At 61.1% G+C, this 22312-nt stretch carries 19 protein-coding genes; 10 read left to right on the top strand and 9 right to left on the bottom strand.

The features are described 5' to 3' along the window. The first annotated feature begins 159 nt into the window (after positions 1-159). The 9 genes from ACF8MI_RS00345 (at position 160) to ACF8MI_RS00305 (ending at position 11365) form a co-directional block, all read left to right on the top strand. Positions 160-2097 carry an FAD-dependent oxidoreductase gene (locus ACF8MI_RS00345; RefSeq protein WP_200929149.1) on the top strand — a complete coding sequence of 646 codons (1938 nt, stop codon included), beginning with the start codon at positions 160-162 and terminating at the stop codon, positions 2095-2097. Between the two features lie 145 nt (positions 2098-2242). Next, the gene (locus ACF8MI_RS00340; RefSeq protein WP_060498580.1) at positions 2243-3139 is read left to right on the top strand and encodes a nitrilase family protein; all 897 of its coding nucleotides are present in this window, start codon (positions 2243-2245) and stop codon (positions 3137-3139) included. 10 nt (positions 3140-3149) lie between these two features. After that, positions 3150-4304, top strand: coding sequence for a hypothetical protein (locus ACF8MI_RS00335; RefSeq protein ID WP_200929150.1), 1155 nt, complete (start codon positions 3150-3152; stop codon positions 4302-4304). Further along, positions 4301-5290, top strand: a complete 990-nt coding sequence (locus ACF8MI_RS00330; RefSeq protein ID WP_060498582.1) for an asparaginase — start codon at positions 4301-4303, stop codon at positions 5288-5290. Before ACF8MI_RS00335 ends, ACF8MI_RS00330 begins: the two co-directional genes overlap by 4 nt. A gap of 91 nt (positions 5291-5381) precedes the next feature. Then, positions 5382-5933, top strand: coding sequence for a UPF0149 family protein (locus ACF8MI_RS00325; protein ID WP_060498583.1), 552 nt, complete (start codon positions 5382-5384; stop codon positions 5931-5933). Positions 5934-6237: 304 nt separating this feature from the next. Further along, positions 6238-6867, top strand: a complete 630-nt coding sequence (locus tag ACF8MI_RS00320) for a glutathione S-transferase family protein (RefSeq protein ID WP_104833299.1) — start codon at positions 6238-6240, stop codon at positions 6865-6867. A gap of 27 nt (positions 6868-6894) precedes the next feature. Continuing rightward, entirely contained in the window at positions 6895-8931 is a 2037-nt protein-coding gene (locus ACF8MI_RS00315; protein WP_200929151.1) for a pyridoxamine 5'-phosphate oxidase family protein, read from the top strand. A gap of 84 nt (positions 8932-9015) precedes the next feature. Beyond that, positions 9016-9912, top strand: a complete 897-nt coding sequence (locus tag ACF8MI_RS00310; protein WP_104833297.1) for a LysR family transcriptional regulator — start codon at positions 9016-9018, stop codon at positions 9910-9912. A 157-nt stretch (positions 9913-10069) separates the two neighbouring features. Continuing rightward, a complete protein-coding gene (locus ACF8MI_RS00305; protein ID WP_200929152.1) occupies positions 10070-11365 on the top strand; it encodes an MFS transporter in 1296 nt (431 codons plus the stop codon). A 48-nt stretch (positions 11366-11413) separates the two neighbouring features. Here the strand turns inward: ACF8MI_RS00305 and ACF8MI_RS00300 are convergent, their stop codons facing one another. From ACF8MI_RS00300 to ACF8MI_RS00265, 8 genes are all read right to left on the bottom strand, one after another. Further along, a complete protein-coding gene (locus ACF8MI_RS00300; protein WP_104833296.1) occupies positions 11414-12283 on the bottom strand; it encodes an aldose 1-epimerase in 870 nt (289 codons plus the stop codon). 24 nt (positions 12284-12307) lie between these two features. Then, positions 12308-13231 carry an EamA family transporter gene (locus ACF8MI_RS00295; RefSeq protein WP_104833295.1) on the bottom strand — a complete coding sequence of 308 codons (924 nt, stop codon included), beginning with the start codon at positions 13229-13231 and terminating at the stop codon, positions 12308-12310. A gap of 55 nt (positions 13232-13286) precedes the next feature. After that, positions 13287-14567 (bottom strand): TRAP transporter large permease, encoded by a 1281-nt coding sequence (locus ACF8MI_RS00290; RefSeq protein ID WP_060498589.1) that lies wholly within the window; start codon positions 14565-14567, stop codon positions 13287-13289. Next, entirely contained in the window at positions 14568-15095 is a 528-nt protein-coding gene (locus tag ACF8MI_RS00285; RefSeq protein ID WP_016712038.1) for a TRAP transporter small permease, read from the bottom strand. 66 nt (positions 15096-15161) lie between these two features. After that, entirely contained in the window at positions 15162-16133 is a 972-nt protein-coding gene (locus ACF8MI_RS00280; protein ID WP_060498590.1) for a TRAP transporter substrate-binding protein, read from the bottom strand. Between the two features lie 65 nt (positions 16134-16198). Then, on the bottom strand, positions 16199-17080 hold the full coding sequence (locus ACF8MI_RS00275) for an SMP-30/gluconolactonase/LRE family protein (RefSeq protein ID WP_060498591.1): 882 nt from the start codon (positions 17078-17080) through the stop codon (positions 16199-16201). 26 nt (positions 17081-17106) lie between these two features. Further along, positions 17107-17913, bottom strand: coding sequence for an NAD(P)-dependent oxidoreductase (locus ACF8MI_RS00270; protein WP_104833294.1), 807 nt, complete (start codon positions 17911-17913; stop codon positions 17107-17109). Positions 17914-18143: 230 nt separating this feature from the next. Next, on the bottom strand, positions 18144-19382 hold the full coding sequence (locus ACF8MI_RS00265; protein ID WP_060498593.1) for an OprD family porin: 1239 nt from the start codon (positions 19380-19382) through the stop codon (positions 18144-18146). A gap of 732 nt (positions 19383-20114) precedes the next feature. Between ACF8MI_RS00265 and ACF8MI_RS00260 the strand changes: the two genes are divergently transcribed. Further along, complete coding sequence (locus ACF8MI_RS00260; protein ID WP_200929455.1) at positions 20115-20354, top strand: type II toxin-antitoxin system RelB/DinJ family antitoxin; 240 nt, start codon at positions 20115-20117, stop codon at positions 20352-20354. 323 nt (positions 20355-20677) lie between these two features. On the opposite strand, the gene ACF8MI_RS00255 is transcribed toward ACF8MI_RS00260, so the two are convergent. Then, positions 20678-21928 (bottom strand): ribonucleotide-diphosphate reductase subunit beta, encoded by a 1251-nt coding sequence (locus tag ACF8MI_RS00255; RefSeq protein ID WP_060498595.1) that lies wholly within the window; start codon positions 21926-21928, stop codon positions 20678-20680. Positions 21929-22312: the final 384 nt, after the last annotated feature.

Below are 22312 nucleotides of genomic sequence, written 5' to 3'. Positions count from 1 at the left end.
CTGCGTGAGCGCGCGCTGGCGGTGTAAGGCGTAGCTTCAAGCTGGCACCCACAGGGTCTATACGTCCTGTGGGTGTTGGCTGGTGGTGTATAGCAACCTCTCAACCGATCTCCAAATTGGACATTCTCAGGCTCTTCAATTCATGGGGAGCACGAGAATATGACCATCGGTTCGACACATAACCATCCTGCTGATCTGGCCATAGAGCCTACATCGCCACTACAACCGTGGGCCGCGCGTTTTCCAAACCCTCCCGATCTTTGCTTTGATTACCGTCGTTTGATTGAACAAGAGGGAGGCGTTGCATATGCCGCAAAGCCCGAGCATCGAATCTGTATTGTCGGTGCTGGTGTTACAGGGCTGACTGCCGCTCGGGAACTGTTTCGCTGCGGCTATACCCGCATCACCTTGATGGAGCAGTCCCAGCGTGTTGGCGGCCGCCACCTGACAGTGGTGAACCAGAAGGGTAATCACAAGCAGCCTTTAACCCCATTCGAAATGGGGGCCATGCGCATGCCATTGTTCAACAGGACAGGCGAATCTCCGAAAGATGGACGTTCGCTCATGGCCTATTACGCCAAGCTGTTTGAGCTACGGCTTTCCGATTTCCCGAACCCGGGGACACCTTGGGTAAATGCAACCGGTATCTATCTTCGCGACGGGCAACTAGACGGCGAAGGGGAGCCGAAGCTGCTGGTTTGGTGCAACCCACAAGGAAATACCCCTCCGCCTACTGCTACGCTGCAAAACGTCTATGAAAAATGGCATCGCTTCGCCCGGCAGTTTGCCGAGCGCATCGCCATTGTATATGGCACTGAACGTTGGACGTCGATGTGGCAGGCTGTTGTCGAACGCTATCACCAGTTGTCATTCAGGGATCTGGTGCATTTGCCCACGCTGGATGTATGGGATCCCGCAAACCCCGGTGATTTTGGCGGACTGGGCATGAACAGTGAAGAGTCGGCCATTTTCTATGCAATCGGTATTGGCGACGGCAGTTGGGGGGCCTTCTATGATGTCTGCTGCCTGTACCCGCTGCGTACAGCCATCTTTGGTTTCAGCAGCCATTTGCAATTGGTGCATGGGCGCGTTGACCAAGAGGGTACACCTTACGCTGCGCCGTATCTGGAAGCCAGCAACGTCCCTGACAGCAGGGGACTGATGTTCAAGGCACCCGCTTACATCGGTCTCGCTGCAATGGATGAAAGCTTGTTGTTTCTGGATGCCGGGATGAACGGCATTTCGCTCTACGACTACCTCCTTCAACGAGATGACGGGCTGTTGACGGACACTTCGGTTTGTTCACTGCAAAAACTGGATGGGGGCGGCATTCGCGTCGGATACCGTTGGCACAACAGTGACTCTGAGCATCAACGCCTTCAGTACGATGACTTCGACAGTGTGATCTTGACCCTCCCGTCCTGGTTGATTGAAACCAATATACGCCTCGAAGGTTTCAGCCGTCGGGTACTGCCGCCGTCGATTGTGGACGCCTGGAAGCATGCTCACTGGGAAACCAGTTGCAAGGTCTACGCACCACTGAAGAAGAGCTTTCTGGACCGACAGCCGGCGCTACCCCAGATTCTCGTTACCGACAGCTTTGTCCACGATGTCTATGCCTATCGGTACAACGACCGTTACACAGATGACTGTATCTTGCTCAGTTACACCTGGGAGGACGATGCAACGAAGCTAGCTGCATTTACTGATGAAGAATTGGCCAGGAAGTGCCTTGAGGAACTCGACCGGATCCTCCTGCGCTGCAGCAATGTGACTGAACCTATATCGCCCTACATCGATACCCGAAACATTCGCATACAGCGCTGGGCGACGGACAAAAATGCGCTCGGCTGCGCGAAGCTGTATCGCGCAGGTACCTACTACGACGCGGTCGGCCTGATGAAATACAACCGCGATTACAGTGCCAGCTCGGGGTTGTACTTGGCTGGAGAGTCCTTCTCTGTTGACGCCGGCTGGACCGAGCCGTGTTTACGCACCGCGCTCGATGCAGTCATCAATCTTTGCAACAACACATCCGCAACGTTCAATGGAGGCTTCACCCTTGAGCACTATCCGCATTATCAACTTGGGAAATAGCGGCGTCTGGGTGTTTTTGTGAGATTCGTCCTACTGCACTTACTCGCTTCTCCTTCGCTCCCATAGGACCTGCCCGACTGTCCCTCCCAAGCGCAACCCCGCTCTACTGGCGACCTTCCAGAACAACCACAAAAAGGAAGTCGCCATGTCTGAACAACGCACCCCCGTCAGCCCCGTACGTATCGCTGTCATCCAGTACGACCCACAGGTCGGGCTAGAGTACTGCGATGGCAACCTGAGCAGAGGCCTGGCACTGGCCCGGCGTGCGGCGCGTGAAGGTGCCAATCTGATCGTGCTGCCCGAGCTGGCCAACACCGGTTATACCTTTCACTCCCGTGCCGAGGCCTATGCCCATGCTGAAACACTGCAGGCAGGCCGCAGCCTGAAAGCCTGGGCTGATTTCGCCAGGGAGTATCAGGTGTACCTGGCCGCAGGATTTGCCGAGCGTGATGGCTTGAAGCTTTACGACAGCGCCGCATTGTTCGGCCCCGACGGCCTGCTTGGGCACTATCGCAAGGCTCACCTGTGGAATCAGGAAAAGCTCTGGTTCACCCCTGGCGATCTCGGTTTTCCGGTATTCGAGACGCCAATCGGGCGTATCGGCCTGCTGATCTGCTGGGACATCTGGTTCCCTGAAGTGCCGCGGCTGATGGCAGCGCAAGGCGCGGACATCATATGCAGCTTGAACAACTGGGTGTGGACACCGCCACCCCTGTTTGATGAAGCAGGGCGTTGCATGGCGTCGTACCTGACCATGACGGCCGCGCACGTAAACAATGTCTACATCGCCGCCGCAAACCGTATCGGCAGTGAGCGAGGGGGGCGCTTTCTCGGTTGTTCGTTGATTGCCGGAACCAATGGCTGGCCCATTGGTGAGGTGGCTAGTGCGGAGGAGGAAAGCATTCTGTATGCCGATGTCGACCTCAGCAACGCACGTTCAGCGCCGATCTGGAACAGCCTCAACGACCTGCAGCGTGATCGCCGTACCGATCTCTACGATGCTGCGCTTGGCTACCGCCTGCATGCGCCTATGCCACGCTGAGGATCCACAGATGAAGCCATTATTGCTGCCCAATCGGCAGCGTTCCCCTGTGTTGATCTTCACCTGCCTGTTAATGCTGCTGGTAGCCAGCCTTGCGTCAGGCCAATGGCCAGACTACGGGCAACTGGCGGCGACCCTCGACCAACCGCTGAGCCGTTTGCGCTGGATAGTGGGCGATATCAGCGAGGTCGCTTTCTACAAGCATGAGCTGCCTGCGCTGGGCTTGCTGCTAGGCGCTAGCCTGGCACATTGGGCCCATCTTCGCGGGTATCGCTGGCAGGGGTTTGCCATCTGCTATGGAAGCGGACTGTGGCCATGGGTGTTTACCAGCTCGCTAATGGGCCTTTTACTTAGCCACGCCTTGTGGGGATGGACCTTGGCCAGTGGCACCTGGCAACCAACGTTTGTGGCCTTCGTGTCACTGCCGGCAGCCATGGTGCTGCTGTTTGGCGCGGGCTGGCGAGTGACGATCACAGGCGCGCTACTGGGGGCACTACTGGTAACCCCGGCGAGTCTGCTGATGGTCAACTACCTGTGCTATCCCCTGCAGTTGCCTGTGGTCATCGGCAACGTGAGTGGTATGGCCGTGGCAAGTGTCGTCGCGTTCCTGCTGTGCAGGCGTTTCCCGTCATGGGTACGTCAAAGCCACGAACCCGACGTTGCGAAACCTGTGGCCAGCCAACCAGACTACGGTGTGGTCTGGACCTTGCGGCGTGTGCTGGCCGACTTCAGCGAAGCGCCGTTCTTTGGCAATGAGCTGGCCAGCCTCGGTCTACTACTGGGCGTGTTACTGGCTTACCTGTTGGTCCCGGCGGCCCCCGCATACGGTTCAATGTTGGTGATGCACATAGTGGCTGGGCAGGCCTTGGCGTCTTTGGTCGGAGTCGTATTCTGGCGCGGCCAGTGGCAAGCCCGTGGGTGGTACCCTACCTACATTCCGATCGTCTCGATCGTGCCGGCCGCAGTGCTGACGCATGGAGGCAGTTGGCAAGTAGTCGTGGCCAGTGCAGTGCTGGGTGCGCTGGTGGCTCCACCGCTGGCAGTGGCGATCACTCAGCGGTTGCCGACCTATATGCATGGCTACATCGGCAACGTAGTGTCGATGGCCGTCAGCACGTTGGGAATCGTACCGCTGATCGGGTTACTTTTGGGGGGAGAAGCATGATTGAGCATTCGGGCCTGCCCAGGCTGTCGATCGCCAGTTTGGGGGGGACAGTCAGTATGCAGGCTGCGGCGGTTGGGTGTGGTGTAACGCCCACTTTGGATTGTGAGCAGCAACTGCTTCAGGTCCCACAGTTGCGCGAGATGGCGCAGTTGAACGTAACGTCATTGTGCCTGGTGCCCAGTGCATCGCTCAGCTTCAGGGCGCTGCTGGATGTGCTGGCCTGGGCTCGCTGCGAGGTCGAGCGCGGTGCCCGGGCCGTGATATTGACCCAAGGCACCGACAGCCTTGAGGAAACGGCCTATTTCCTTGATCTGCTCTGGCCATTCGATGCGCCGTTGGTGATGACCGGTGCGATGCGCTCGGCCAGCCAGCCGGGCAACGATGGCCCGGCCAACCTGCTGGCTGCGGCACAGGTTGCATTGGCACAAGGCAGCAGTGGGCGTGGTGTGCTGGTGGTGATGAATGATCAGGTTCATTGCGCGGCAAGGGTTCGCAAGACGGCCAGCCTGGCGATGGCGGCATTCGAGTCGCCTGGCTTTGGTCCTCTGGGCGAAGTTGTAGAGGGCGTCGCTACGTATCGCCATCCACCAGACAGGCGGGAAGTGCTGCCGTTACCGGGACGTTCCGACCAGCGCGTTGCCCTGCTCGAGGCGTGCCTGGACGCTGACACGGCATTGCTGCAGGCTGTGCCCACATTGGGTTACGACGGGTTGGTCATCGCCGGCTTTGGCGCTGGCCATGTTTCCGGCAGTTGGTCTGATGCTCTGGAGCACATGACGCCAACCCTGCCAGTCATTGTCGCCACTCGCACAGGTAAGGGACCTACAGCCGGGGCAACCTACGGGTTTTCCGGCTCCGAGATCGACTTGCAGAAAAAAGGTGTGCACATGGCCGGGCAGCTCTGCCCGCGCAAGTGCCGCATCTTGCTGTGGCTGCTGATTGCCACCGACCGGCAGCATGAGTTGCCGCGTTGGCTGTCCTCCTGAAAAATCTGCCCGTGCAGTGGCACGCACGGGCAACCCTTCAAGCGTTGCTGTGCTAGGGTGCACACACTTTTGCTTCTCAGGATGTACGCCCATGCTCCCCGCACTCAGCGAAAAAGAACTCGATCGCCTCGAAGACCTGCTGATCACTTACGGCAACGACTACTCGGTGCTGAACCTGGCCGAACTCAATGGTTTTTTCACCGCGCTCGCCAGCTCGCCGGTCACCGTCTACCCCGAGCAATGGCTGCCTGCGGTAGCCGGTGGCAAGGTGCCGAAGTTCAAGAAGCCTGCGCACGAAGAAGCGTACACCGCGTTGATGCTGCGCTATGCCAACCAGGTGGCAGAAGAGCTGGGTGACGACGTCGACCACTTCGAGCCGCTATTCGAAGAAAACGAAGGTGAGGAAGGCCATGTGATCGTCATGGAGGAGTGGTGCTTCGGTTACATGCGCGCTACCCAGGTTGCCGGTTGGGAGGCGTTGCCGCCAGAGCAGGATCAACTGCTCAAGGCTATTTCGCTGCATGGGCTGGAGGACAACTTCGAGTTGTTGGACCAGATGAGCGAAGCCGATATCCAGGCGTGCGTGCCACAGGTGGTCGAGGCCGCGCGGGGGCTGTTCCGGTATTTCAACAAGCTGCACTGATACAGAGTTTGCAATAAGGCTGCTGGCCTTTTCGCTGGTAGAACCGCGAAGAGACCAGCAGATCCAGCACACAGTCGGCTCAGAGGTGCTTGCGGCGGATCTCGAACGCCGACAGTGTGGCAGCCAGGCGCTCGGGGATGCGGGGTCGCGCTGGCGCGGCAATTGGAGTTTGGCACGACCGAACTGGCGAATTATTTCGCGCAGCGAAATTATGGTTTCCTCATCACACGGATTCTGCTCTGCGCCGATCAGGTGCAGCATGTGCTCCATCAGCCCACTCCGGTGCTGACCAGGAGCCAAGCCCATGTCGAACCCGATCAAGCTTTACAACTTCCCCAAGTCTGGCCACGCCCATCGCATTGAACTGATGCTGTCTCTGCTCAACCTGCCTACCGAGCTGGTGTTCGTCGACCTGGCCAAAGGGGCCCACAAGCAACCGGACTTCCTGGCCCTTAACCCGTTCGGCCAGGTACCGGTCATCGATGACAACGGCACGGTGATCGCAGACTCCAATGCCATCCTCGTCTACCTCGCCAAAAAATATGACAACGGCACCTGGCTGCCCGAAGAGCCAGCCGCTGCCGCCCGCGTGCAACGCTGGCTGTCGGTCGCTGCAGGCCCGCTGGCCTTCGGCCCCGCCGCTGCCCGCCTGGTGACCGTGTTCGGTGCTGCGTTCAACACCGACGAAGTGATCACCCGCGCCCACACCCTGCTCAAGGTGATCGATGCCGAGCTGGCAAAGTCGCCCTTCTTGGCCGGCAACAAAGCCACTATCGCTGACATCGCCAACTACTCGTACATCGCTCACGCACCAGAGGGCAATGTGTCGCTGGAGCCCTATGCCAATGTGCGTAGCTGGCTGGCGCGGATCGAGTCACTGCCGGGCTTCGTGCCCATGCCACGTACCGTGATCGGGCTGCAGACCAGCGCCTGACACCCCGCCCTCGGGAGGAACGCCGCCATGCGACAGACGCCGGACCAACGCCCCTCGCCCTGGCATGCGGGCGAGCAAGCCCTGCAGGAAAAGGTCGGTGTAGCAGAGCGCATGGAGGCGTTCGGGCAAAAGGTCATTCGTGACTACATGCCCGACCAGCACCGCACGTTCTATCACCAGTTGCCGTTCATGGTGGCGGCTAGCGTTGACGCTCAGGGTCGGCCCTGGGCGACGCTGCTGGAAGGGCCAGAAGGTTTCGTCAGCTCGCCCGACCCACGGCAATTGACGATTGACACCAAGTTACCGGCAGATGACCCCGCCACCCCGGGGCTGGTCGCCGGGCAGGCAATCGGCCTGCTGGGCATCGAGCTGCACACCCGCCGGCGCAACCGCATCAACGGGCAGATCCGCCAGGCTGCTGCGGGGCAATTGCAGGTGGCGGTGGAGCAGTCGTTCGGCAACTGCCCGCAGTACATCCAGCTGCGCGACTACACCCGCGTCACCGAACCGGCCCAAGGGCGCGTCGATGCCACAACACTGAATGCCACGACCGTCAGCATGATCCAGTCTGCTGACACATGCTTCGTCGCCAGCTATGTCGAGCATGAAAGCGGCCAGCGCTCGGTGGATGTTTCCCACCGAGGCGGTCGGCCAGGGTTCGTCAAGGTCGAAGGCAACACGCTGACCATTCCCGACTACGCCGGTAACCTGCACTTCAACACCTTGGGCAACTTGTGGGTTAACCCGAGGGCAGGTTTGCTGTTCATCGACTTCAGCAGCGGCAACGTTCTGCAGGTGTGCGGACGTGCCGAGGTGCTGCTGGAAAACCCGGCCATCCAGGCTTTTGAAGGTGCAGAGCGGCTGTGGACGCTGGAGGTCGAGCAGGTGGTGTGGCGGCCGGCTGCGGTTTCCCTGCGCTGGGCCTTCAAGGAGTACGCACCGACCAGCCTGATGACCGGCATCTGGGCTGAGGCCGAAGCGCGTTTGCAGCAACGCCAGCAACAGCGCCAATGGCAAGCCTGGCGCGTACTGCGGGTGGAGCAGGAGAGCCGTGATATCCGTTCGTTCTACCTTCAGCCGCCCAGCGATAGCGCTGTGGTGTTTGCACCCGGGCAACATGTTCCGGTGCAGGTAGAGCGTGACGGTGAAGCGCCGCTGATCCGCACCTACAGCTTGTCCAGCGCACCTTCCGATGGCTATTTGCGTATTAGCGTCAAAGCCCAGGGCCCGGTTTCCCGCCACTTGCATGAGCGCATTGCGCCCGGCGATGTGCTTGACGTGCGTCCACCCATGGGCAGCTTCACGCTGGACATGCAGAGCACGCGGCCGCTGGTGCTGATTGGCGCGGGGGTGGGAATCACGCCATTACTGGCCATGCTGCGCGAGCAGTTGAGCAAGGCCCAGACGCGGCACATCCACTTATTCCATGGCGCGCGTAGCCTGGCCGACCTGCCGTTCAGGCAGGAACTGGCGAGCTTGCGGCAACAGGCGGGAGGCTTGCTGCACATCCATCGCGCCCTGAGTCAGCCGGAAGGCCAAGCGCTGCTTGGGCGAGATTACGAGTTTGCCGGGCGTCTGGGCATCGAGCAGGTCAAGGCGACGCTGGCGCTGGACGACTACGATTTCTACCTGTGCGGATCGGGCAGTTTTACCCAGGACTTGTATGAAGGGTTGCGCGGCGTGCATGTGCCGGATGCGCGGATTCACGCAGAAGCCTTCGGGCCGTCGACGTTGCGGCGGCACACGGACGCCGACCAGCCCACCTTGCAACAGCCGCCTGCGGCCAGCGAGCCCGTGCCGGTGTACTTCGCGGCATCGGCCAAGGAAGCGCGCTGGGCACCCGGCAGCGGTACCTTGCTGGAGCTGGCCGAGGCGCGTGGGCTGGCGCCGGAGTTCAGTTGCCGGGGTGGCTCGTGTGGTACCTGCAAGACCAAACTTGTGAGTGGCCAGGTGCATTACCCGAATCCACCGGCAGAGCTGCCGGAGGCGGGGTCGGTGTTGATCTGTTGTGCGGTGCCGGCGCAGGTGGAGGAGGGGTTACAGGCATTGGTGCTGGACATCTGACAAACCAGTCCCGGCCTCTTCGCGGGCAGCACAAAATGCCCAGATGAATAATAATCCCGGCACCTCATGTCCTCAGGAGCCCGCATGGACCAGATCCACCTGATGAAGGTGTTCGTCGCCGTAGGTGAGCTGGAAAGCTTCGCCGCTGCTGCCCGCCGCCTGGATATTTCTCCGGCCGCCGTCACCCGCGCCGTCAGCGCCCTGGAAGACCAGCTTGGGGTAAAACTGCTGCTGCGCACTACCCGTAGCGTACGCCTGACCGAAGCGGGAGGCCGCTACCTGGAAGACACCCGGCATATCCTCGCCAGCATCAACGAGGCCAACGCCGCCGCTGCGGGCATCAACGCCACCCCCAAGGGCGACCTGGCGGTTACCGCGCCGATCCTGTTCGGCAAGAAGTTCGTCATGCCGTGCATCGTCCGCTACCTGCAGCAGTACCCTGAGGTCGATGTGTCTGCCTACTTCCTGGACCGCGTGGTGAACATGGTCGAGGAGGGCATGGACGTTGCGGTGCGCATCGGCCCGTTGCCCGACTCGGGGTTGAAGGCGTTGCGGGTCGGCAGGGTGCGGCGCATGTTGTGCGCATCCCCCGATTACCTGGCGCGACATGGCGCGCCGAAACATCCCTCGGACCTGGCCGGGCATGCGGTAATCGGCACCACCAACCTGTCGCCCCGTGCCGGCTGGCGCTTCGGGGTGACAGAAGAGCCGACCATGGTACGCATGAAGCCGAGGCTGACGGTCACCAGCAACGATGGGGCCATCGCGGCTGCCAGTGGCGGGCTGGGTATTGCCCGGTTGTTGTCGTACCAAGTGGCCGATGAACTGGCCAACGGGCAACTGCAGGTGATTCTGGCCGAGTACGAAGAGGCGCCCTGGCCAATTCATGTACTGCACCGGGAGAGCAAGTATGGCTCGGCCAAGGTCAGGGCCTTCATCGACATGCTGGCGCAGGCACTGCGAGCCCAACAACTCGATTGAGATCGTACAACAGTGGTTAAAACAGCTTGAAATAATATTTGTTGTACGACGACCTATGACGTGGCACTCTTTCGCCTGAAACAATTTGTCGCAAATAGCCCTGCCGGCGTTTGCGCCAAACGCTCGCCACTCTAAAAACAAGAAATTCAGGTGAACCATGAAGATGAAAGGCATCCGTTGGTGGATGGTCAGCCTTGTCACGGCTGGGCTCGTCGTCAACTACCTCGCCCGCAACACCCTCTCGGTGGCTGCCCCCACCTTGATGACCGACCTCGCCATCAGTACCGAGCAGTACGCCAAGATCGTCGCTGCCTGGCAGGTGTGCTACGCCCTCATGCAGCCCATTGCCGGCTGGTTCATCGACTTCATCGGCACCAAGCTGGGCTTTGCCGTGTTCGCCATGGCCTGGTCACTGGCCTGTGCCGGCGCGGCCCTGGCCACCGGCTGGCAGAGCATGGCGTTCATGCGTGGGTTGCTGGGCATGACCGAAGCCGCCGGCTTGCCGGCCGGGGTCAAGGCCACCACCGAGTGGTTCCCGGCCAAGGAGCGATCGGTGGCGATTGGCTGGTTCAACATCGGCTCGTCGCTCGGCGCCTTGCTGGCGCCGCCGCTGGTGGTGTGGGCGATCCTGCACAGTGGCTGGCAGCTGGCGTTCGTGATCGTTGGCGTTTCGGGCATTGTCTGGACCCTGTTGTGGATGCTGCTGTACAAGCACCCGCGTGACCAGAAACGCCTGAGTGACGAGGAGCGCGACTACATCCTGGCCGGGCAGGAAGCGCACTTCAAGCAGGACACCCGCGAGAAGGGCGCGTGGAAGCGTATCTTCAAGGCCCGTAACTTCTACGCCATCGCATCGGCGCGGATCCTGTCGGAGCCTGCCTGGCAAACCTTCAATGCCTGGATTCCGCTGTACCTGATGACCGAGCGGCACATGAACATCAAGGAAGTGGCGATGTTCGCCTGGCTGCCGTTCCTGGCGGCCGACATCGGCTGTGTGCTGGGCGGTTACCTCAGCCCGCTGTTCCACCGCTACTTCAAGGTGTCGCTGTTCACCTCACGCAAGATGGTGCTGGTGTTCGGTGCCAGCTGCATGATCGGCCCGGCCTGCATTGGCCTGGTGGAAAGCCCGTACACCGCGATCCTGTTGCTGTGCATTGGCGGTTTTGCCCACCAGACGCTGTCGGGGGCGCTGTACTCGATCACTTCCGACTCGTTCAGCAAGGACCAGGTGGCCACGGCGACCGGTATGGGCGGCATGTGCGGGTATCTGGGGGCGGCGGCGTTTACGCTGGTGTTCGGCGTGCTGGTCACGCAGATTGGCTACAGCCCGTTGTTCGTGGTGCTGGCCGCGTTCGATATCGTGGCGGCGGTGTTGGTGTGGAAGGTGGCGCGGGAGGTGCGAACGCTATCTTCGGAGAAGCCGGTAATGGCTTCGACTGAGGTGCTTGCATAAGGCTTGAGATTTTGGGGCCGCAAAGCGGCCCCAATTCAAGCAATCTGGTTACAACGGCTGATACTGCATCCTGAAGCCCAGGCTCATCGCTTCCCCTCGCTGCAACAACCTCAGCCCTGGCCGCCTCGGCAGGTGATGGGCATTGACCGGGTGGGTAACCGGCTCAAAGCAGAAAAAACCTTGTCCCTGCGGACAAAACAGCAAGAAATGCTCAGCCCCACTGGCACTGCACGCCAAGCGATACCCGGCACCGGGCTGTTCGATCACGCATTCCCCCGGCCAGCCATTGAACGCGTGATCCACGACTGTGTCAGGCAATCCTCGCAGGGTTTCAAAACTCCACCGCTCTGGTATCTCGGCCTCATACGATGGCAACCGCCCATCTTCGGCCAGCCACACCTTGCGTGCCGCTGCATGCAGCTTGGTATCGGGATACCGCGGGAAGTAGGGATGTAATCCCAATCCATACCAGTTAGCCCGCCCATCCAGGTGCGTGACATGCAGGTCTAGGTTCAGGCACCCCTCATGCAAGTGCACATCCAGTGTGGCCTGGTAGGCAAATGGCACGTCACTGCGCAGCGTCAGGCGCACGCGCCGCTCGCTGTGGTGCTCCACCTGCCAGGGTTGTTGCCAGGCGCTGCCATGAATCGGGTAAGCGTCGTGCGTGGTATTGGGCGCCAGTGCCTGCCAGCCTTCGGGCCGGGAAAAGCCACCCTCGGAAATGCGATTGGACCACGGCGCCAGCGGGTAACAGGCCAGCCGTCGTGGGGTAGCGGTGGCCATCGCGGCCGCGTCGGAATGGCGTAGCAATGGCTGCCCGGTTGCCTTTACTTCCCAGTTGACCAGGCTGGCGCCCAGTTCCGGAGCCAGGCTCAGGCGGGTCAGGTTATCTTGCAGGTGCAGCTCGGTCACAGCCATTCAAGGCTCCTTTCAAATGAACAATCAACGGGCCCGACGGTAGGTCAGCAGCACGATGCCGCACACCACCACGGCGGCGCCGATCAGTTGCGGGGTACTCAGTTGCTGATCGAGCAACGCCCAGCCCAGCAGCAGTGTCGCGATGGGTTCGACATTCATCACCGGTGCGTTCTGCGCCATGTTCAGCCTTGGCACACACACAAACAGCAAGGTGAAGGCCAGGCCGTACAGCACCACCAGGCTGCCCAAGGCGACCCAGCCACCGCTGCTGCCGGGCAGTGACAAGCCCGACGGCATCACGCCGCTTGCGCCTGCAACCAGCATGCTGGAAAACACGATCAGCAAGGTCAGCAGGCTGCGCACTGGCCCGCGTACGGCAGCCAGTTTGTGGTCGGTGATCCACAAGGCACAGGCAAACGCACAGGCGGCACCAAAGGCCAGGCTGACGCCCAGCGCCCAGTGCGAGTTGGCCGTGCCACTGTCGGCCAGGCGTGCCGGTACATCCAGCGCCAGCACCAGGCCGCACAGGATCAGGCCCATGAACAGCACCGGGCGGCCAGTAGGCCGTGCGCCACCCAGTGCCCAGGTGAGCAATGCCAGCAACATCGGAAAGGTGTTGCCCACCAGCAGCGCCAATGCCACCGGGATGCGCGCCACTGCCGAGTACAGGCACAGGCTCTGGGTGGCGATCAGCAGGCCGAGCAGCAACTGCCAGTGACGGGTACCCGCAGGCAGGCCTATCGCCTGGCGTTGCCACAGCAGCAGGCAGGCCAGCACCAGCAAGGTGATGCCTGAGCGACAGAGGATCGCCAGCAGCACGCCGGTGCCGTCATCGAAGGCGATGCGAGCGGCGATGTGGTTACCGGCGAATGAACAGGCCAGCAGGGCCAGCAAGGCGATGGCCAGTTTGCGTGGGAACAGCGGGGCAGCAGAGGAGGGAACAGCCATGTGCAGGGTCCATTTGCAGAGAGAACCCGGGGCCGCAAGGCGGCCCCGGGTTCAGTTAGAGCACCACGCTAGGCAGCCACAGGGAAATGGCCGGAATGTAGGTCACCGCCATCAGCACCAGGAACAGCGCCAGGTAGAACGGCAGCAACGCCTTCACCGTCGACTCGATGCTCACCTTGCCAATGGCCGAGCCCACGAACAGCACGGCCCCCACCGGCGGGGTGATCAGCCCGATGCCCAGGTTCACCAGCATGATCATGCCGAAGTGCACCGGATCCACGCCGATACCGGTGATGACCGGCAGCAGGATCGGTGTGAGGATCAGGATCAGCGGCGCCATGTCCATCACCGTGCCCAGCAGCATCAACATGAAGTTTATGCACATCAGGATCACGTAGCGGTTGTCCGACAGGGTCAGGAACGCCGTGGTGATCTTCGACGGGATCTGCATCAGCGTCATCACGTAGCCGAAGCTGGCGGCAAAGCCGATCAGGATCATCACGATGGAGATGGTGCGAACCGTGCGGTGCATCAGCTTGGGCAGGTCGCGCCACTTGTAGTCGCGGTAGATGAACATGGTCACGAAGAACGACCACACCACCGCCACGGCTGCCGATTCGGTCGCGGTGAACACACCCGACAGGATGCCGCCCAGGATGATCACCATGGCCATCAGGCCCCACAGCGCCTCACCGGCAATTTTCAGCGCCTGGCGCAGCGGGATCACTTCGCCCTTGGGGTAGTTGCGCTTCTTGGCGAAGATCAGGCACAGGCCCATCATCACCGCGCTCAGCAGCAAACCGGGCATGACACCCGCCATGAACAGCGAGGCAATCGATACCGTGCCGCCCGCCGCCAGCGAGTACAGCACCGAGTTGTGGCTGGGTGGGGTCAGCAGCGCCTGCACCGAGCCGCTGACGGTCACGGCGGTGGAAAACTCCCGCGGGTAGCCCTTGCGCTCCATCTCCGGAATCAGCACCGAGCCCACCGAGGCCGTGTCGGCCACCGACGAGCCCGAAATCGCCCCGAAGAAGGTCGAAGCCATGATGTTGACCAGCGACAGCCCGCCACGCACGAAGCCCACCAGCACCCCGGCAAAGGCCACCAGCCGACGTGACATGCCGCCTTCGGCCATGATCGCACCGGCCAGCACGAAGAACGGAATGGCCAGCAGTGAGAACTTGTTAACCCCACTGGCCACCTGGATCATCATCGCCTGCAGCGGGATGTCGATCCACCACGCACCGATCAACGCCGACAGGCCCAGTGCATAGGCCACCGGCATGCCCAGCAGGATGAGCGCAACGAAACTGCCCAACAGAATGAACGCATCCATTTACGCCACTCCTTCGCTTTCTTCTACATGGTCGAAACGCACCACCTTGCGATGGCTCTGGTCGCCGAGCAGAAGTTTTTCCAGCACGAAGACCAGGGTCAGCACGCCACCCACCGGGATCGGCGCATACGTCATGCCCACCCGTACACCCGGCAGCGACGCCAGAAACTGGTTCCAGGTAGTGATGCATAACTTGGTGCCGTAGTAGGTCATGAATACACACACCAGAATCATCAGCACCTGCACCAGCAGCGCGACCAGCTGGCGCTGCAGCGGTGGCAGGCGATCGGTAATCATCGCCACCGCCATGTGCGCCCCGGCGCGGTAGCTGGCGGCGGCGCCGACGAAGGTGAACACCACCATCAGCAGGATGGCCACCGGCTCTGGCCAGCTGGCGCCGGTGCCGAGCACGTAGCGGGCAAAAATGCCCCAGGGAATGATCAGCGACATCGCCAGGATCGACAGGCCGGCGACCCAGATGCAGCTGCGGTACAGCGTGTCGTTCACACGCAGGACAAGGTTTTTCATGGGCATCACCAAAGCGGCAGGGCGACGGGCGCCGCGCTGCCGAGGTCGTTCAGAAAGGGGTCGCTGTTACTGGACGGCGTCGATGCGCTTCATCAGGTCAGCGTATTGCGCGCCGTATTTTTCACGCACCGAGGCGGTGGCGTCGTAGAACGGTTTCTTGTCGACGGTGATGAACTCGACACCGGCGGCCTTCAGCTTCTCTTCACTGGCAGCGGACTTGGCGTCCCACAGCGCGCGCTCTTCCATCTGCGCCTCACGCGCGACCTGCTTCACCAGCGCCTGCTGCTCGGGGGTGAGCTTGTTCCAGGTGGTCTTGGACATCACCACCGGCTCCGGCAGGATCAGGTGGCCGGTCAGGGTGTAGTACTTGGCGCTCTGGAAGTGGTTGTGCTCAAGCAGCGTTGGCGGGTTGTTCTCGGCACCATCGATCACACCGGTTTGCAGGGCGCTGAAGATTTCCCCGGTGTCCATGGCGATGCCGTTGCCGCCCATGGCGTTCATCATGTCGATGAACAGCGGGTTGCCCTGCACGCGAATCTTCATGCCCTTGAGGTCTTCAAGGCTGCGTACGGGCTTCTTGGTGTAGATGCTGCGCGAGCCGCCATCCATCCAGGCCAGGGCCACCAGGTTGAAGTCGGAGTTGGTGATCTTGTCGAGGATCTCCTGGCCGATGTCTCCGTCGATGATCTTGCGCATGTGCTCATGGTCGCGGAACACGAACGGCATGTTGAACACGTTTACATCCGGCACTACCGGGCCGACGATCCCCAGGCTGACGCGGGTCATCTGTACGGCACCGATCTGCGCCTGTTCGATCACTTCCTTTTCCGAGCCCAGCACGCCGCCGGCAAACATCTTGAAGGTAATGTCGCCATTGCTGGCTGCTTCAAGTTTTTTGCCCATGTTCTGCTCGGCCACCACGGTGGGATAGCCGGCCGGGTGGATTTCGGCGAACTTGATGTCCAGTGCCGAGGCGGGCATGGCCACGCTGAAGGCGAAGGGGAGTACGGCAAGAAGCAGCTTGCGTTTGAACGTCATGATGAAACTCCGTGGTTTTTATTATCTGGTTTCGTACGTGCAAGTGTGGGTATGGCAGGCGGGGCTCAGCCCCGGTAGGCAGGCTCCTCCAGGCCTTTGGTGCCAGGGTTGAGGGCAAACACCCCGCCAGCCAGCGGCTGGCCGCTGAGGTCGATGCCCGCAGGGCGGATCGAGGTCACGTACAGGGTGTCCAGGTTGGCGCCGCCGAAGGCGCACATCGCCGGTTTTTTCACCGGTACGTTGAGCGAGCGGTCCAGGCGGCCATCGGGGGTGAAACGGTGGATCTGCCCGGCATCGTTGCCGCAGATCCAGTAGCAGCCGTCCTGGTCGATGGCGGCGCCATCGGGGCGGCCAGGGTAGCCGCGCATGTCGACGAAAAGCCGTCTGTTGTGTGGCGTGCCGCTGTCGGTGTCGTAGTCGAAGGCCCAGACTTTCTGCACGTTGGGGTGCGAGTCGGAGAGGTACATGCGTGTGCCGTCGGGGCTGAAAGCCAGGCCGTTAGGCACGATCATGCTGTCCTGCTGCAGGTGCAGATGACCTTCGCCGTCATGCCGGTAGAGCGCACCAACATGCGCGCCTTGTTGCATGTCCAGCAGCATGGTGCCGGCCCAGAAGCGGCCCTGGCGATCGCAGCGGCCATCGTTGAAACGCATGCCCGCCTGGGCATGTGGCACACTGCTGAGCAGCCGGCCGTCCAGGCTACCATCGGCCTTGGCCTGAAGCTGGAAGATGCCGCTCTCCATGCCGGCAATCCAGCCGTGGCCGCTGCGGGCGATGCAGGCCAGCATTTCGTCGCCCTGCCAGACCTGGTGTTTGCCATCGGCCGCCTGCCAGCGGTGCAGTTGGCGGGCGGGAATATCGACCCAGTACAGGGCCTGTTCACCGACGTGCCACACGGGGCTTTCGCCAGTGCCGTTGCGGGCGTCGACGATCAGTTCGCAGTTCATGGCCGTGCCTCCTGGCATGCGTGGGGTCAGTTGAATGGGCCGGCCACGGCGAAGGCGCCGCCCTGGTAGATCATGCTCGGGTCATCGGCGGCGGGCGCCGGCTGGGCCTCGACGGCGGCGCGGAAGGGTTCGGAGCTGTCCTTGGGCGCATAGCCCAGGTGCTCGGCATGGCGGTTGTCCCACCACACGGTGCGGTTGTCGGAGGCACCGTAGACGATGGTGTGGCCAACATCGGGCGTGAACAGCCCGCGCTCGATCAGTTGCACCAGGTCGTCGTAGCTCAGCCAGGTGCAGAGCATGCGCGGGTTTTGAGGTAGCGGGAACGACGAGCCAATACGGATGCTGACGGTCTCGATGCCGTAGCGGTCGAAGTAAAAACTGGCCACATCCTCGCCATAGCACTTGGACAGCCCGTAGTAGCTGTCGGGGCGGCGCGGGGAGTGGGCGTCGATGCGCTCGTCCTGGCGATAGAAGCCGATGGTGTGGTTGGAGCTGGCGAAGATGATGCGCTTCACCCCATGCTTGCGCGCTGCCTCGTAGACGTGGAACACACCGCAGATGTTGGGGCCGAGGATGTCTTCGAAGGAATGCTCGGTAGACACGCCGCCGAAGTGGATGATGGCGTCAACGCCTTCGACCAGGGCATGTACCGCCGCCTTATCGGCCAGGTCGCAGGTGATCACTTCTTCATGCGGGCCTGCGGCAGGTGCCATGGGGCTGATGTCGGAAAGGCGCAGGACCTCGGCGTAGCCTTGCAGGCGTTCGCGAAGGACCTTGCCCAGGCCGCCTGCAGCTCCGGTGAGCAGCAGGCGGTTGAGGGGAGTAGGGGTCATGGCCGGCTCTTGTTGTTAATTGTTGTAGGTTGTCGTATGACTAGGCTGATTATTGGCGGTGGGTTTGGGTGTTGTCAATGAGGCCTGCGTCTCTTTTGCCGGCCTCTTCGCGGTAAAACCGCTCCCACAGGTACTGCATATGCCTTGAAGTCGGCGCGGTCGGTGTAGGAGCTGGCTTGCCTGCGATGGGCCGCAAAGCGGCCCCAATAGAGACAGCACCAATGTTCCGGTTAAAGCAGCGACAACGGATAGTTAAAGATCAACCGGTTCTCATCAAACTCGTTATTGCTGTAATCCCGCCGAATCGACGAGTTACGCCACTTCACACTCAAATCCTTGAATGCCCCGCTCTGGATCACATACGCCAACTCCGTCTCGCGTACCCACTCCTTGCCATCGGTCACCGACCCGGTATGCACATCACGCCCGCTGATGTACCGGTTCATCAAGGTCAACCCCGGCACTCCGACCGTGACAAAGTTGAAGTCATGCCTCACCTGCCACGAGCGTTCGTTGGCATTGTCGAAGCTGGAGTTGTAGCTGTCGTTGGCCAGAGTCCCGCCACTGGTGCCATTGACCCGCATCCAGGTATCGCCATCGACTTTCTGCAGGCCCACCCAGAAGGTGTTGCCGCCGTACTTGGCCGAGAACATCCCCGAATAGGTCTTGTTGTCCAGCTGCCCTGCGCGCTCGGAACCGTCCTCATCACCATGGAAATAGCCCAGGTTGGCGCCGAGGGTCCAGTCACCGACCGGTTGGCTGTGGCTCAGTTGCAGGTACTGCTGCTGGTACACATCCTTCAGCACCGCATTCCACAGCCCCACCAGCGTACGGTCCTGGTTGAACTTGTACTCGCCACCGACAAAGTTGAAGCGGTCCGACAGCCCGCCGCCGTAGCTCATGTCTTCCATGCTGGCATCGTTGCGCGGGCTGTTGCCGCGGAACTGGCCGCCATACAGGGTCAGCCCGGCAATCTCGTTGGAGGTGATTTGCCCGCCACGGAATGTCTGTGGCAGCGAGCGCCCGTCGTCCGAACGCAGAATCGGTAGCACCGGCATCCACTCGCCAATCTTCAGTTCGGTCTTGGAGATACGCGCCTTGCCAGCGACTGCCAACCGCCCGTAATCATCCGCAGGCTTGCCATCGTCATGGCGCGGCAGCAACGCTGTGCCATAGGTGCCGCCGCCGCCGTCGAGCTTGACCGACCACAGCCCCAGCACATCCACGCCGAACCCGACCGGCCCTTCGGTAAAGCCCGAGCGGGCATCGAGGATGAAGCTTTGCGTCCATTCCTCGGCCTTGCTTTGCGGGTTGCTCGGGTTGGTGAAGTTACGATTGATGTAGAAGTTGCGCAGCCCGAGCGTGGCTTTGCTGTCCTCGACAAAACCCGCAGCCAGACTGGTGCCCGGCAAGCCGGCGATAACCCCGGCGCCAAGCAGGGCGAAGGGCAGGGTGTGGCAGATTTTCATTATTGTTGTGCTCCCGAAGGGTATGGCAGCCCGTCCACCGGGCACGCACAGGCGGCCTGCGGCAGGGGCGGGTAGGTAACGGGCCGGTCAGGGCCAGAGGTGGATACGCGGTAACCGGGTGCTAGGTACTGGCGGGCGTACGCAGGCAGGCCGGGGCAAGGGGGGGGGGCAACAGACGTGGGTGTTGCGGGATGGGTGTCGACATGATTTCGTCCACTGATTGTTGTTTTTGTTATGTGTTGTCGTACAACTGTGGGCGATTATTAGCAAGGGGGAGGTGGGCTGTCAACGGCTGATGGCTGAGCGATTCAGGGGTTAGGTGGCGTAAATCGGGCTGTAGAAGCTCTACCATGAGTGCTATAGAGACATACTACGACTAAGGTAGTCATTTGCGCTGTTTCAACAGCGGGCGCGATCTCATCCAAAAATTCAAAAGCTGGCTCGATCCCTGTGGGAGCGGCTTTAGCCGCGAACACCGTCACAGCCGGTGCCATACACCGCGTTGAATTTTTCGCGGGTGAACCCGCTCCCACAGATATGCGCCTTTAACCCGAACACATCCTTTACAAATCCAATCCAGTTGCCTGTGGACCCTGCCGCAACCCTGCGCTATCTTCAGATCTGGCCTCGCCCTCGACCACGTAGACTGGCATGTCCAGTCCCGGCACCTCGTTGTGCCGTACCCCTCTTGTCGGCGTGGGCGGGGCCTCTTCTTTTCTCGACAGTCGAACCATGGCGTCCGTCAACATCTGCATCGACGACGAGCTCAAAGCCCGCGCCTACGAAGAGCTAGAGCGCCTCGGTGTAACCCCCTCCGAACGCATGCACCAGGTTCTGCAATATGTAGCAGAGCAGGGCAAGCTGCCTTTTGGGCCAGCCACCATGGCCGAGGACGATGAAGGCCTCATCGCGTCTGTAAATGAGCGTCTCGCTTCCCCGCTGCGCGTGAAGGTTCAACTGGATGACCTATAGCATCTGACTCGATGTACGGCACCGGCTTTGCCGGCGTTCGCAGGTGACCTCTAATGCCAATCAGTCAGGAACATTGGGGCCGCTTTGCGCCCCATCGCCGGCAAGCCAGGCTCCCACAGTTACAGCGCATGGCTTGAGTGCGATGCGCTCGGTGTGGGGGCTGGCTTGCCGGCGGTGGGCTGCGTTCTTAAGCGCCGGCAGACGTTATTGCAACGCTAAAAAAGTGACAATGAAAAACCTTGTAGGAAGCGTCCTGTTTGCCTTTCCCCTGCCAATAAAAAAGGCTGCCGTTTGGCAGCCTTCTTGATAATCAGCCCGGATAATCAGTCCCAGCTCAGTGCACCACCAGTCTGATACTCAATCACGCGCGTCTCAAAGAAGTTCTTCTCCTTCTTCAAGTCCATGATCTCGCTCATCCATGGGAACGGGTTGGTAGTCCCCGGATACTCTTCTTTCAAACCAATCTGAGTCAAACGACGGTTAGCAATGAACTTGAGGTAATCCTCCATCATCGCCGCGTTCATGCCCAGCACGCCGCGTGGCATGGTGTCACGGGCGTATTCGATCTCCAGCTGGGTCCCTTGCAGGATCATCTGGGTCGCTTCTTCCTTCATCGCCGCGTCCCACAGGTGTGGGTTCTCGATCTTGATCTGGTTGATCACGTCGATACCGAAGTTCAGGTGCATCGACTCGTCACGCAGGATGTACTGGAACTGCTCGGCCACGCCGGTCATCTTGTTGCGGCGGCCCATGGACAGGATCTGGGTGAAGCCGCAGTAGAAGAAGATGCCTTCCAGTACGCAGTAGTAGGCGATCAGGTTGCGCAGCAGCTCTTTGTCGGTTTCGACGGTGCCGGTGTTGAATTCCGGGTCGGAGATGGCGCGGGTGTACTTCAGGCCCCAGGCGGCTTTTTTAGCGACCGACGGGATCTCGTGGTACATGTTGAAGATCTCGCCTTCATCCATGCCCAGCGACTCGATGCAGTACTGGTAGGCGTGAGTGTGGATCGCCTCTTCGAAGGCCTGGCGCAGGATGTACTGGCGGCACTCCGGGTTGGTGATCAGGCGGTACACGGCCAGGGCAAGGTTGTTGGCAACCAGCGAGTCGGCGGTGGAGAAGAAGCCGAGGTTGCGCATGACGATGCGGCGCTCGTCTTCGGTCAGGCCGTCCTGGCTCTTCCACAGGGCGATGTCGGCGGTCATGTTGACCTCTTGCGGCATCCAGTGGTTGGCGCAGCCGTCCAGGTACTTCTGCCAGGCCCAGTCGTACTTGAACGGTACCAGCTGGTTCAGGTCGGCGCGGCAGTTGATCATGCGCTTTTCGTCAACGGCAACGCGGGCGGAGGAGCCTTCCAGCTCGGCCAGGCCTTCGGCCACGTCGAGGGCGTCGAGGGCAGCCTTGGCACGCTTGACGGCTTCGGAGTCAGACGCGGTAGCAGCGCGAGCTTCCAGGGCGGCGGCACCACCAGCGCTGTCGAGCTTGTCGAGGGTAGCGGTGGCAGCGGCCTGCGCAGGGGTGTTGCCTTTGGCGGCTACTTCGCCGTCTTCTTTATCGAATTCGTCCCAGCTCAGCATGGTTTGGCTCCTGCTTGAGGGTCGCCCTGGGGCAACCGGTTGGATTTTAAAAATGTGATGCCTGACGCAAGGCCGTAACGGCGAATGGACAGCTCGAGAGGCTGACTCTCGTTTACATCTGAATGTGTTCTGACTTGTACCTGGCCAGGCCTCTGGGAGGGGCCAGGACAATTGAAAGGTGCCCTTTTTCAGAGGGGGCGCAGTATACCGGAATTCGCCTCCGATCGGGGCGCGCGTCTGGCGGGCGAGGGTAACTTTTTCGACCGGTTTTGCGTGCGTCCGTTCACCAGGCTTGTGCCGTTTGCTACGGGGAAGGAGTGTAGCGGCAAAAAGCGGGTGGCACTACATGTTGTGCTATTTTATTTTATGGGCACATTATGTGGT

This window comes from Pseudomonas sp. yb_9 (assembly GCF_043103635.1).
Classification (GTDB): Bacteria; Pseudomonadota; Gammaproteobacteria; order Pseudomonadales; family Pseudomonadaceae; genus Aquipseudomonas; species Aquipseudomonas monteilii.
This window is presented reverse-complemented; position numbering and strand designations above follow the sequence as displayed.